Origin of the sequence: Rufibacter radiotolerans (genome assembly GCF_001078055.1) — a bacterium.
Lineage (GTDB): Bacteria > Bacteroidota > Bacteroidia > Cytophagales > Hymenobacteraceae > Nibribacter > Nibribacter radiotolerans.
In genome coordinates, this window is record NZ_CP010777.1 from 3,095,007 (window position 1) to 3,108,033 (window position 13,027).

Consider the following 13,027-nt stretch of genomic DNA (forward strand, 5'->3'; position numbering starts at 1 on the left):
TAGTTGTCAGTGGTTTCTTGTTAACTAAAACCTTATTCCTCTGGTCCTTCTTCTTATACAACTTACCGCTTTTCTCTACCCGCTGGCGCGAGTCTTCAGACTCGTGACTTGTGATAAAGGGTAGTCTCCGGACTACCCTCACTGCATAGTAGTGAACCTGCGCTTTGCTGATCCTATACATTTCCGCTGGGGTTCCCGGGGAGTCTGGAGACTCCCTTCATCTTTCATCACGAGACTTTAGTCTGGCGCCAGTTGGTTTATTCGAAACCGATTGGTTTCGCGTTTTAAGCCTGTTTTCTGTAAACCCGGCCAAAACCGCAAAAGGCCTAAAACAAGGAAGGCCCCGCAGATTTCTCTGCGGGGCCTTCCTTGTTTTTACAACACAAAATGAATCTTGTGTCTAGTATCTAAATCTTTTGTCCCTAAAAACTAGCTGTTCATGGAGATCAGGAACTCATCATTGTCTTTGGTGCCTTTCATGCGGTCTTTCAGGAACTCCATGGCTTCCACAGAATTCATGTCAGACATGAACTTACGCAGGATCCAGACACGGCTGAGCTCGTCGCGGTCCATTAACAGGTCTTCACGGCGGGTACCAGAAGCCGGAACGTCAATGGCTGGGTACACGCGCTTGTTGGCCAGTTTGCGATCCAACTGAAGCTCCATGTTACCGGTTCCTTTGAACTCTTCAAAGATTACCTCATCCATTTTAGAGCCAGTCTCAATAAGCGCCGTAGCGATAATGGTCAAAGAACCACCGTTCTCCACGTTACGGGCCGCCCCGAAGAAGCGCTTAGGCTTGTGCAGGGCGTTGGCATCTACCCCACCAGATAGGATTTTACCGGAAGACGGCACCACGGTATTATAAGCGCGGGCCAGACGGGTAATAGAATCCAGAAGAATAACCACATCATGGCCACACTCTACCATGCGCTTGGCTTTGTCAAGCACAATGCTGGAGATTTTCACGTGGCGCTCGGCTTGCTCATCAAAGGTAGAGGCAATCACCTCGGCGTTTACGCTGCGGGCCATGTCGGTTACCTCCTCAGGGCGTTCGTCAATCAAGAGAATCATCAGGTAAACCTCGGGGTGATTCTCTGTAATGGCGTTAGCTATCTCCTTCAGCAACACCGTTTTACCGGTCTTAGGTTGGGCCACAATCAAACCACGCTGGCCTTTACCAATAGGGGCAAAAAGGTCCATGATGCGGGTAGAGTATTGGCTGGAGCGGGTGGTCAGTTTCAGGCGTTCCTCAGGGAACAAAGGCGTTAAGTGCTGGAAAGGAATCCGGTCTCTGATCTCCTCTGTGGTACGTCCGTTCACGGAGTCTACCTTGAGCAGGGCGAAGTATTTCTCGCCTTCTTTAGGAGCGCGCACGGTTCCTTTTACGGTATCACCGGTCTTTAAACCAAACAATTTGATCTGCGACGGAGACACATAGATATCATCTGGGCTGGCCAGGTAATGGTAGTGGGAGGAACGCAGGAAGCCGTAGCCATCTTGCATCAATTCCAGAACACCTTCATTGGCGATAACGCCGTCAAACTCCCTGAAAGTAGGACTATTGGCATTGCCCTGCGGCTGGCGGCCTTGTTGGGGCTGTTGCTCGCGGCGGTTCTGCCAGTTAGGGTTGTTCTCGCGTCCGTTTTCACGGGGCTGGCTATTTTCGCGGGGCTGATTGCCTTCACGCGGTTGGCTGTTCTCACGTGGCTGGGCGGCTTCGCGGGGCTCTTTAGGCATGTTTTCCCTTGGCTCGCGGGCAGTGTTCTCACGGGGCTGGGCGTCTCTGCCTTCGCGTTGCTCTCTTGGCTCACGGGTTGGGCGGTCGGCGCTGTCACGGAACTCACGGGGCTCGCGCTGGTCACGGTTTTCCCTTACCTGAAACTCACGGGGCTGCATGCGGTTCTCGCGCGGCTCACGGCCTTCTGGGCGCGTTTCCCGCGCTTCTTCCCGGGGGGCACGGGTCACGCGGGGTCTTTCCTCACGGGCGGCAGCAGGAGCGCGTTCCGCTCTGGCCGGGCGGGCCGGGGCGGTGCGGGCCGGCTTTTCATCGGCGGGGGGCATGGCATCAATTGGTGCCTCAATTGCCTGCGGGGCCTCGGGGGCCGTCACCTCTGTTACTGCTTCAGGACCTACTTCTGGTTCGCCTGCCACGCGCGCCGCTTTTTTATACTTTTTGGGGAGTTGTTCTACAGGAGTAATAGCTTGCTGGTCCAGGATTTTGTAAACCAGGTCTTGTTTGCTGAGTTTCTTGAAGTTTGTGACGCCGAGGTTCTCAGCAATTTCTTTGAGCTCTGAAAGAAGAGAATCTTTCAACTCGTCAATGTTGTACATAAATAGAAATAATTAGCTATTCGGTTTTAAAGCATAGCGGTTGCAGAGCGCAACAGACTGACGGATAAAAACAGGAAAATGAGTGAAGTAAGATCTAATGAAGAACCTGTGATGGCGGTCGTTCTGAAAATGTACTGCAATGATAGACAGCCCTGCTCTTAATTACAAGCAATACGAGTTTTTTTATATAAAAAGTTACACATATTTTCATAAATGCACTCGCCTTGGCTAAGCCTATTCAAAATATTCTATTTTTGCGCTAGACAACCAGACGCACCATGTTACAGATACCCGTTTTACGCGAGCAGACAGACCACGTTATTGCCGGTTTAGAGAAAAGAAATTTCCGCAACGCGGCCCAGGAAGTACAATCCATCCTGGACCTGGACCAGAAACGCCGTTCCCTGCAAACGGAGCGGGACGATCTTTTGGGTAGAGCCAACGCCCTTGCCAAGGAGATTGGCGGCCTTATGAAAAGCGGTCAGAAAGAGCAGGCCGAAGTACTCAAATCAGAGACCGCCGACCTGAAGCTTCAGACGAAGGCCTTAGACGAAGAAGTGCAGCAACTGGAGAATGATCTGCAACAAGCGCTTTACAAGCTCCCCAATATCCCGCACCACAGTGTGCCGGCAGGTCGCTCCTCTGAAGACAACGAAGTAGTGCTGGAACATGGTTCCATCCCTAACCTGCCTGCCACCGCTGTCCCCCACTGGGACCTGATCAAGCAGTATGACATCATAGACTTTGACCTGGGCAACAAGATCACCGGGGCCGGTTTTCCGGTCTACAAAGGCCAGGGAGCCCGGCTGCAGCGCGCGCTCATCAACTTCTTCCTGGAGGAAGCCATAACTGCCGGTTACACCGAGGTGCAGCCGCCCATTATGGTGAACGAGGCCTCGGGTTACGGCACCGGCCAGCTCCCTGACAAAGAAGGCCAGATGTACCACGCCGTGGCAGACAACCTCTACCTGATTCCCACCGCCGAGGTACCCATCACCAACCTGTACCGTGACGAGATCATCGCCGAAGGTAAACTGCCCATCAAGAACGTGGGCTACACGCCCTGTTTCAGAAGAGAAGCCGGTTCCTGGGGTGCCGACGTGCGTGGTCTGAACCGCCTGCACCAGTTTGACAAAGTGGAAATAGTACAGATACAGGCCCCGGAGAAATCTTACGAGGCGCTGGAGCAAATGAGCCAGTACATTCAGGGCCTACTTCAGAAGCTGGAACTCCCCTACCGCGTGCTGCGTCTTTGCGGCGGCGACATGGGCTTCACCTCTGCCCTCACCTATGACATGGAAGTGTACTCTGCCGCCCAAGGCCGATGGCTGGAAGTAAGCTCTGTCTCCAACTTTGAAACCTACCAGGCCAACCGCCTCAAACTACGCCAGCGCACCGAAGGCGGCAAACCCCAGCTCCTGCACACCCTCAACGGCAGCGCACTGGCCCTGCCCCGCATTGTAGCGGCATTACTAGAAAATAACCAGACCCCGGAAGGGATTAAATTACCAAAAGCCCTTCACCGGTTCACTGGGTTTGAGATGATTACCAAATAGCGGTAAGGAAAATTTATCAAAGGCGTTTTAGGCTTGTTTTATGGAAAACAGGCTTAAAACGCCTTTTTATATTGGTTCTGTTTTGCTTTCGGCTAGTAATTGTAGTTAGCCTTGGATTGGCTGCTTCTTATTTTTCTGCCTTTCCATTCCGCCCTTGGCTAGCGTGGTGTCTGCTCTCGCCTGAGTCCTTATACTCTTAAGTTTCATCTGCTCCCTCCGAGCGCTCACGGCCGCGGGGCCCCGTCTTTCCCCCTCGCACTGCCCTTGCGGCCTACTCTTGCTTATCGCTCTTAGCTAAAGCTGTTGCCGGGCCACAAGCGAGGCGCTCGAGGTAAAGACTGGAATCGGGGGAATGGACGCTATGAGTCATTAGCTCTTCCGGATTTGCAATCCGGAAGTTCCGAAAGGGGGATTTGCAATCCCCGGCGGAGGCGGCGTTCCCGATCTTAGTCCCAGGCGGATTGCAAATCCGCTTTACAGAAGTTCGGGATTGCAAATCCCGAACAGCACACTTGGCTTTGTTTTAGAGCCGTTTCTGCAAAACAGGGCCAAAACGCATCACCGCCTACTAATCACGGACTTTCCGCTTGAGGATTGCCCAAACGAGAGTTTGAGGCAGCGAGCGAAGCTCTGAAGAGGGGTGTTTACACAGGAGATTGGCTTTCCACTAGTGCGCAGAGCGCTGCCGCTAACTCTCCGAACAACACAGGTGAAGGCTTGAAAGTAAACTCAATAAGATAGAAGACCTTACCGCCCGCCGTTGTTGGTGTCCCAGGCCAACAACCACTTCGTCACCCGCCTCTAAAAGCCCAAACAGCTACAAACACCAAGAAAAGTACAATTATCCCTTCTCCTCCAATGCGGTATCCAGTTCTTCAGGCGATGGGTTTTTCATGGGGGTGCCCTCTCCTATGACCACCATCGGGAACCGTACCCTTCCACGGTTCATGTCTTTGATAGCTTGCATGGCTTCCTCGCTTTTTTCTACATCAATGTAATGGAAATCCAGGTCCCGCTCTTCAAAATAGCCTTGAATGGCGATGGTCTTTTTACACCAATCGGCGCCGTAGAGGATAGATTTTGCCGGCATAACAGTTCAAATCTGATGTGCCGTCTTGTACTTCTTTTCCTGAAAACAGGCTAAAAAGTGAATTTCCTGGGTTGTTAGTCTGCCCTACTGATTGGGGGAAGTTCAAAATTGAACTGGATTTCGCGCATGCACCGGAAATGGCCTTGCGGGCATTTAGAATAGCCAATCTTGGAGCAGGGGCGGCAATAGAGGTTTTTGACTTCCAGCACTTCAAAGTTCTGGGTGTACGGGTACATACCAAACTCGGGCACGGTATTGCCCCAGATGCTGTAGATTTTCTTTTGGAAGGCAGCCGCAATGTGCATGAGCCCGGTGTCATGGCTAAACACCGCCCTGGCCTGCCGCACCAGAGAGGCCGAACCGTTCAGGTTGTACTTTCCGGCGGCGTTATAGATAGCGGTGGTTTTAGACCCGGTGGAGGAAGTCTGAGAAAGGTAGGGCTGCGTGGTAAAGTAGATTTCTATCATCTTCGCCACCGGCACGTCTTCCTTGCCCCCTAACAGCACGATGGGGCCGTTTATTCTCTCGCAGAGTTCAATCACTCGGTCAATGGGCAGGCGTTTGGTGTAATGCTGCGCCCCAATGGCTATGGCATAATACCCATTTTGGTGTGTGGCCGGCAGGGTGGTTATATCTACCTCGTCTTTTTCCGGAATAAAATAATCCAGCCCCAGCCCATCGTTCTGCACACCTAATGAGGTAGCCGTGGCCAGGTAACGGTCCACAATGTGCACCTTGGGCATCTGGTTGATCTTGAATTTCACCAAAAGCCACTTCTGGTAATTAAGCTTGTTGAAGCTTCGGTGCGGACGGCCCAGACGGGCCTTCATGATGCGCGTGCGCAGGTTGTGGTGCAGGTCCAGCACCATGTCATAGTTCTCGGCCTTGAGTTGCTCCAGTAAGTCTTTGAGGGAGTTCTCCAGGCAAAAAACCTTATCCACGTAGGGATTGCTGGCAATAATATTTCTAAAAGCGGCCTTGGTGCAGAAATGAACCTCTACCCCAGGCACCTGCTGCTTCACGCACCGAATGACCGGAGTGGTAAGCACAATATCGCCAATGGAAGAGAACCGGATGATAAGGATTTTTTTCACGCGCCTGCCGTTTGTTGCCGGGGCAAAGGTACAGGTTGCCGGGGAGATTTCCCGCGGGAAGCAGCGGTTCTGTTTTAGGGCCGTTTTCTGAAAAACGCAATGAAAACGGCTAGGATGGAAAGGGCTAGGGCAATGTAGGAAATGTAGTCTTTATTGTTGATTTGGGTTTTTACTTCTTCGCGGTGGTTGTTTCGGTATGCGTTGAGGAGAGCGTATTCAATCGTCCAATTTGTAGTAAGAAGGAAACTCTCTTCTGCCTGATTAAATCCATTGTGTAGATAATACTTATTTATATCCCCTTTATACCCTGACGGAGGAGGAAGAACTAATCCTTGAGAGAGGGGAGGAAGAACTTTTGAAATAGAGCAGTCGCTTACATTAATTCCGCCATCGTCCATCTGAGTTGAATAAAATACTCCAAATCCTAAATAATAAATTGCTGAGCATTTATCATACATTTTTGCCAAATGGGTAGAACCTACCTTGAGCCTACCTTTAAACACATCAATGACTTTAATTAAAAAACTACCATCATTAGTTGAAATAACTTCCCCAACAAATACTTCTGGATAAGTAGCTAATTGGCTCTGAACAACTTTTACCCATTCCTTATTATTAGGAACGGCACACTCACAAGCAAAGGTTTGCTGCTAGAAAAGGGTAATTAAACCAAGCAATAGAAATTTCAAAAGCTTTTTCACAGGAGCAAGCACAAAGATATTAGGCCAATAGCAGTTCTCACCGCAGGCGATTCAATCAAAGCTGGGGCATCAATTCCACGCTCTGTCGTCCTGAAAGGACCTTGTGGGCGAACTAGAGAAGCGTTGTAGTAAATGTTATTACCGTTCGCAACCGAGATCCTTTCAGGATGACAAAAATGGAATTGTGATTGGTATTTTGGCCTAGTCAGATACCCTACAACCCGTACTTATCAATCAGATACACCAACGCGGCCATAGAGGCACCGCCCAGTTCTAGCTCCCTCCGGTTTACTTTGTCAAAGGTGTCGTTGGCGGTGTGGTGGATGTCAAAGTAGCGTTGGGAGTCTGGCCGGAAGCCGATCAAAGCCACTCGGCCATCCTTCAGGGGACCAATGTCAGCGCCGCCGCCGTTGCGGTCAATGTCGTGCAGGCCGTAGGGGGCCAGCAGTTGTTTCCAGCTGAGTGCTTTCTGAAAAGCCGGCTCAGTGGTGGCGCTGATTCCGAAGCCGCGGGGCGTAAACCCACCGGCATCTGACTCAATAGCGGCAATGTGCTTCTCGCCCTGCTTTTTGGCTACTTCGGCATACTTGGTGCCGCCGCGCAGTCCGTTCTCCTCGTTCATGTACATGACGGCCCTGATGGTGCGCTTGGGTTTGTAGCCCATACTTTTCATCAGGCGCAGTACTTCCATAGATTGCACGCAGCCGGTTCCGTCATCATGGGCGCCTTCGCCAATGTCCCAGCTGTCTAGGTGGCCGCCCACCACAATAATCTCTTCGGGTTTCTCAGAGCCTTTAATCTCGCCAATGACGTTGTAGCTGAGCACGTCTGGCAGCCACTGCGGGTTCATGCGCAGGTGGAACTGCAGTTTCTCATCTTCCTTCAGAAGTTTGGTGAGCAAATCTGCGCCTTTGCTGCTAATGGCCACGGCCGGAATCTTGGGGGCATCTTCTGCATATTTCAGTCCACCGGTATGCGGAAAATCATCATTGTTAGAGGCCATGGACCGCACCACTACGCCCACCGCGCCCAACTTGCCAGCCTCAGAGGGACCACTGGAGCGTTGGTCTACGGCATCACGGTAAGCAAGCCCCGTAGTAATATGCGTCTGGTTGAAGGCCCGGTTGAAGAAGACAATTTTGCCTTGCACTTTTTTCTTGCCCAGCTTCTTGAGCTCGTCAATGCTTTGCACCTCCACCACGTCGGCGGTAAGGCCGTTGGCGGGGGTTGCCACCGAGCCGCCCAGGGCCAGCACGTTCACTTCACGGGTGGGACTGATCTTGGAGTTCACAATGGCACCGTATTCTTTGTCGCCGCGCACCCAATGGGGCACCATCACTTCTTGCAGGTACACGCGGTCCAGGCCCATTTTCTCCATCTCCTGACGGGCCCACTCTACGGCAGCGGCAGCCTGCGGCGATCCACTTAGGCGGGCCCCAATACGGCTGGTGAGGTAGCGCAGTTGCTCATAGCTCTGGCCCTGAGTAAGCGCCTGGTCATATATTTTTCTGATGTGCAGAGAATCCTGGTTCTGGGCCGAGGCCCCAAGCGGAAGCGCAAGCGCTGTTGCCAGCGCCAAATGTTTAAACAGAGATTGCATGTTAGGTTAAGTAGTTTGTGCGAAGGTCCAAATTATACAATTCGGCGCTAAATGCTGCAAAAGGCCCGGCAACTTTTTGAAGGTGGGCCCACATACCTTAGAGCTTTCCGGTTATTGCTTTGTTTTCAGGAATTCCCCTGTGTTTCATGCTGTGTTTTCAAACCCTACTTTTTCTGATAGGACAGACCCCCTCTTGGTGCATTCTTCCGTTTGAGTTCAGGTGGCTGGAAAGACCGTTTAAGAGGCGTATCTTTGAACTATAAGGCCCCGGAAGACCTTTCTACTAGGTGGCGTTCAACAGCCTATTCAAATCTTTTCTCGACCTTCTTTTCTTGTTACCTGATCAGGAAAAATCAGGGTCGGTTAAACTAAAACCTATGCAAAGCCTACTTTCAAAAGAATATAAAAACGAGTTTGTCCAAACCTTTCCCGGCGATGATAGTGGCAATAATAAGCCCCGCCAAACGCCTGGGGTACTGTACAGCAAAACCATCCCTACCCCGGTAAAACTGCCGGTGCTCCTGGCCTGGTCAGAGGACCTGGCGCAGGAACTGGGCATTGCCAAACCCGAAGTCCAGCAGGAGATTGATATTTTGGGCGGTAACCACGTCACGTCTTCCATGCAACCCTACGCCGCCTGCTACGCCGGGCACCAGTTTGGTAACTGGGCCGGTCAGTTAGGTGATGGCCGCGCTATGACCTTAGCAGAATGGGAAGCCCCCGATGGCAAGACCTGGGAATTCCAGCTGAAAGGCGGCGGACCTACCCCCTACTCCCGCCGGGCCGACGGGCGGGCCGTGCTCCGGTCTTCGGTGCGGGAGTACCTCATGAGCGAGGCCATGCACCACCTGGGCGTGCCCACTACCCGGGCCTTAAGCCTGGTGGCCACCGGCGAAAAAATTGTGCGGGACATGTTCTACAACGGCAATCCTGCCTATGAGCCGGGCGCTGTAGTCATGCGCGTAGCCCCCAGTTTCCTGCGTTTCGGGAGTTTTGAGATGCCCGCCGCCCGCAAAGAGCTGGACAACCTCAGGCAATTGGTGGACTGGACCATTGACCGCTACTATCCGCACCTGCAGGGCGAAGGCCGAATTCTGGCCTGGTTCAAGGAAATAGTGGAGAAAACGGCCCACCTAATGGTGGAGTGGATGCGGGTAGGCTTTGTGCACGGCGTCATGAACACCGATAACATGTCCATCCTGGGCCTCACCATTGACTACGGCCCCTACTCCTTCCTGGACAACTATGACCTGCGCTTCACCCCCAACACCACCGACCTGCCCGGCCGCCGGTACGCCTTCGGGCAGCAGGCCACCATGGGGCAGTGGAACCTGGGTTGTCTGGCCAGCGCCCTGGCACCGTTGTTTTCGGGCACCGAGGAATTGGTAGCAGCTTTGGAAGCCTACGGCGATATCTTCTACCAGAAGTACTACACCATGCTAGGGAATAAACTCGGCCTTGATGAGGTAAAAGAAGAAGACCTCGCCTTGATCATGCAGGTAGAGAAAACCCTGTCTACCGTGCAGCCAGACATGACCATTTTCTATCAGTTGCTCATAGACCTTCCCTTAAATCTGCAAACCGAGGAAGAGGTGACCAACTACTTCAAAGACAGCTTCTACGCAGAGCTCCACGCCACTGAACGCGAAGCCCTGCACGCATTTATCACCGCGTATATTCCCCGTATCAAGGCCAACACCATTCCCCGTGAAGAAGCCCAGGAACGCATGCGCGTCGCTAACCCGCGTCTTATCCTACGCAACTACCTGCTGCACCAGGCTATTGAAGAATTAGAAAAAGGCGAAGACACCCTGTTCAAAAAACTGCAGGTAGCCCTGAAGACCCCGTACTCCAAAGAGCACGATGAGTTCTTTATGAAACGTCCCGACTGGGCCAGCCAGAAAGCCGGCTGCTCCATGTTGTCTTGCAGTTCTTGATGGACGGGTGAATAGAGCCTCTTAGGAAGAGTAAAAATGAAAAGGGTGAGCTACAGGATAGCTCACCCTTTTCATTTTTACTCTTCCTGGTTCAAGTTTGCAACTTGGACCTACTATGGTGGGAAGTTTGCAAATTCCTTTATGCAATAGCCGCAAAAGAGTATTTCATTTTTAGAGGTGTTTTTGGAAAAACAGGCTTAAAACGGTTTGCATAAAAAGCGCTTTAAGGCTTTTTAGGTTTTGTAGTGCTTATTTTTTATTTCTTCATTCCATCCCAATACCCTAACTCTCCTAAAATAGCCTTTATTTCTTTATCAACTTTTGATTTCGATGTGTAAAAGGCTAAAATATCTAAATATTTAGGAAATGGTTGTTTTATAAATGAGTTAAAGTCTATGTCTGTTCTATAAATTCTTAATTGTTTCAAGGAAGGCAAATTTCTAATCCCTTGAAGCTTATTGAATGTCTTACAATTGATTAACCTTAAATCCTCGAGGCCATTGAATGGCTTATCAAAAATTAACTCGGGCAACTGAATCTGGTCTTCTATAAGAAGCTTTTTAAGACTATTAAAGTTTGAGATGTTTGTAAAACTTTTAAAACCCCTAACTCTAATAATCTCTAAGTTTTCAATATTGTTCTCTTCAATTTCATTAATATTCTCCCTTCCGCCAAGAACAAAGTTTAAAGTTTTTAGCTTTCTAAGCCTGTTAATAAAATCTAATGGAACTTTAGAGATGGAATTTAAACCTAAATATTCTAAATCAGATAACTCTCCAATAGCATCAATGTTCTTAGTGTGTCCACAAATAGTCAAAGAAGTAAGGTTGTTGTATTCTTTTAAATAGTCTAGATTAAGCGCCTTTGTTCGCGTATCTGTAATAATTAGATCATTTAAGTTCTTCAAGTTGTCTGCATTAAAGAAGTCTACCTCTTTAAGCTCAAATACTCCCAAACTTAATTTTTTTAAATTTTTTAATTTGGTTACTACTAATAAGTTATCTGCTTTGATTAAGCAATCTAGATACAACGATTTAACATTTGGAATCTTTCCTACAACTTTACAATCAAACGAACCAGAGTAGTGCCCATAAAAACGCACTCCAAAATTCTCATCATAAACCGAACATAGCTCATTTATTTCGCTTAAAATTTTATCATTATATAACCCCTCTGAGTATTGAACAATAACTTCTTTTCCTTCTTTTAATTCCCTCTCTATTAAATTACGGTCAATTCTTTCTGGATTCTGGAATCTATTTTGAATTTTCATTAATTATGCAAAACTTTTTAGTAAATGAGATAATATAATTCCTATTCAATTAGAAAACACCCGCCACTACTGTTCGCCCACAAGATCCTTTCAGGATGACAGAAAGAGGGAGAAAGATATTGTGATAAAATGAAAAAGGGAGCGAGAAACATACAAAGAGACAGAGAAAGTGGGACTGAGCGAGTAAACCCTTTACCGCAACTCCTACCCTTACTTCACTTCCAAAATCCGTTTCAAATCTGCCGCAGAAACCGTAAGCAACCCAACCGGCGGGAGGCGCTCTGTTAAGATGCGCCAATTGTTGTCGGCTTTGAAAACGGGTTGCAGGATTTTGAGGGCATCGTCTACCTTGCCGGTGTTGGCCAGGGTAATGGCGTGCCAGTACTGCATCTCCAGATTGTTAGGCTGAAGTTGCTCGGCGGCGCTGTATTCTTTCATGGCCAGCGTCATATTGTTCTTCTCTACGGCCAGGTCGCCGTTGTTCATGTGCTCATAGGCGCGTTGCACGGTGAGCAGGCGGCGAAGTTCTTTTAACGGCCTCTCGTGGTCATCAACGCGCAGGTCCACCAGGCGCTCATTCCAGGGTTGCTTGTTGCTATTGCCCGGCACCACCAATATGGCCGCCGACTGCCGTCCGCGAATATCGCCCCCCTGGGCCTCGGCGGCATCAAGGGCTGCCAAAACCCGTTCGGCCAGGGGCAGATGGGCCTTCTCCTGGAAAGCCTTGGCCATGGCCGGCCATACCTTGTCTGAGAGCATCATGTTGGCCTGCACCGAGAAATCCTTGCCCGTGATATGCCCGGCATACGTGATGCACTTCTTACCGGTGTGGGTGGCTACGCCCCCTTTGGCGTCCAGAATAGCCACTTGGCGCACCTCGCGGCCCGCATCATCTGAGAGCAGAATTTTAAGCGTTTCCGCGGCAGATTTGCCTTGTTTCATGAGCGCCAGCCCCCGTAGCCCGAAGGATTTGTTGGTAAATGACTGCGTGGCCACTACGCCTACCCCAGCCTCGCCCCAGCTCACCGAGGTACCCACCGAAAACCAGTGGCTTTGCACGGCCACGGCCATCTCGCCGGTTTTGGGGTCGCGGGCCACAATGGAATACGTGTGCGCCAACGGTTCCTGGGGACTGTATATCTGCGCCGTGGCAGCGGGTGCGGCACCCAAAAGGCCTAGGCCCAATAGTAGGAAAAGCTTCTTCATGTAAGTAGTAATTGAATGAATAACCATGAAAGATAAGCAAAAAAGGATTCTGAAGGCGGCCGCATCCCCGGGCATTTCTATCCAAAAGACTATCCCGCAAGTACCAAGAATGACCACCGCCTGGGATTAACCGAAACCAGAAGGCGTTTTAAGCCTGTTTTCCCTAAAACAGGCTTAAAACGGCCCTGTTTCCAAACCTGCCAATTGTTGCTTACATTTAGGATGGTATTCCAAAC

At 50.4% G+C, this 13,027-nt stretch carries 9 protein-coding genes; 2 read left to right on the forward strand and 7 right to left on the reverse strand.

Annotation, left to right across the window (positions count from 1 at the left end; all coding sequences use genetic code 11):
- Nucleotides 1-429 precede the first annotated feature (429 nt).
- A complete protein-coding gene (rho, locus tag TH63_RS12805) occupies nucleotides 430-2,334 on the reverse strand; it encodes a transcription termination factor Rho (protein WP_048921280.1) in 1,905 nt (634 codons plus the stop codon).
- A gap of 278 nt (nucleotides 2,335-2,612) precedes the next feature.
- On the opposite strand from rho, the gene serS reads away from it, so the two are divergent.
- Nucleotides 2,613-3,890 (forward strand): serine--tRNA ligase, encoded by a 1,278-nt coding sequence (gene serS / locus TH63_RS12810; RefSeq protein WP_048921281.1) that lies wholly within the window; start codon nucleotides 2,613-2,615, stop codon nucleotides 3,888-3,890.
- A gap of 841 nt (nucleotides 3,891-4,731) precedes the next feature.
- On the opposite strand, the gene TH63_RS12815 is transcribed toward serS, so the two are convergent.
- From TH63_RS12815 to TH63_RS12830, 4 genes are all read right to left on the reverse strand, one after another.
- Nucleotides 4,732-4,980, reverse strand: a complete 249-nt coding sequence (locus TH63_RS12815) for a glutaredoxin domain-containing protein (RefSeq protein ID WP_048921282.1) — start codon at nucleotides 4,978-4,980, stop codon at nucleotides 4,732-4,734.
- A gap of 74 nt (nucleotides 4,981-5,054) precedes the next feature.
- Nucleotides 5,055-6,074 carry a glycosyltransferase family 9 protein gene (locus TH63_RS12820; RefSeq protein ID WP_048921283.1) on the reverse strand — a complete coding sequence of 340 codons (1,020 nt, stop codon included), beginning with the start codon at nucleotides 6,072-6,074 and terminating at the stop codon, nucleotides 5,055-5,057.
- 74 nt (nucleotides 6,075-6,148) lie between these two features.
- Entirely contained in the window at nucleotides 6,149-6,541 is a 393-nt protein-coding gene (locus TH63_RS12825) for a hypothetical protein (protein ID WP_156180593.1), read from the reverse strand.
- Nucleotides 6,542-6,989: 448 nt separating this feature from the next.
- On the reverse strand, nucleotides 6,990-8,375 hold the full coding sequence (locus TH63_RS12830; protein ID WP_048921285.1) for a M28 family peptidase: 1,386 nt from the start codon (nucleotides 8,373-8,375) through the stop codon (nucleotides 6,990-6,992).
- Nucleotides 8,376-8,752: 377 nt separating this feature from the next.
- Between TH63_RS12830 and TH63_RS12835 the strand changes: the two genes are divergently transcribed.
- A complete protein-coding gene (locus TH63_RS12835) occupies nucleotides 8,753-10,312 on the forward strand; it encodes a protein adenylyltransferase SelO (RefSeq protein ID WP_048922823.1) in 1,560 nt (519 codons plus the stop codon).
- 256 nt (nucleotides 10,313-10,568) lie between these two features.
- Here TH63_RS12835 and TH63_RS12840 read toward each other — a convergent pair whose 3' ends face one another.
- Both TH63_RS12840 and TH63_RS12845 read right to left on the reverse strand, forming a co-directional pair.
- The gene (locus TH63_RS12840) at nucleotides 10,569-11,585 is read right to left on the reverse strand and encodes a hypothetical protein (RefSeq protein WP_048921286.1); all 1,017 of its coding nucleotides are present in this window, start codon (nucleotides 11,583-11,585) and stop codon (nucleotides 10,569-10,571) included.
- A 210-nt stretch (nucleotides 11,586-11,795) separates the two neighbouring features.
- Nucleotides 11,796-12,791, reverse strand: a complete 996-nt coding sequence (locus tag TH63_RS12845) for a DUF1028 domain-containing protein (RefSeq protein ID WP_048922824.1) — start codon at nucleotides 12,789-12,791, stop codon at nucleotides 11,796-11,798.
- Nucleotides 12,792-13,027: the final 236 nt, after the last annotated feature.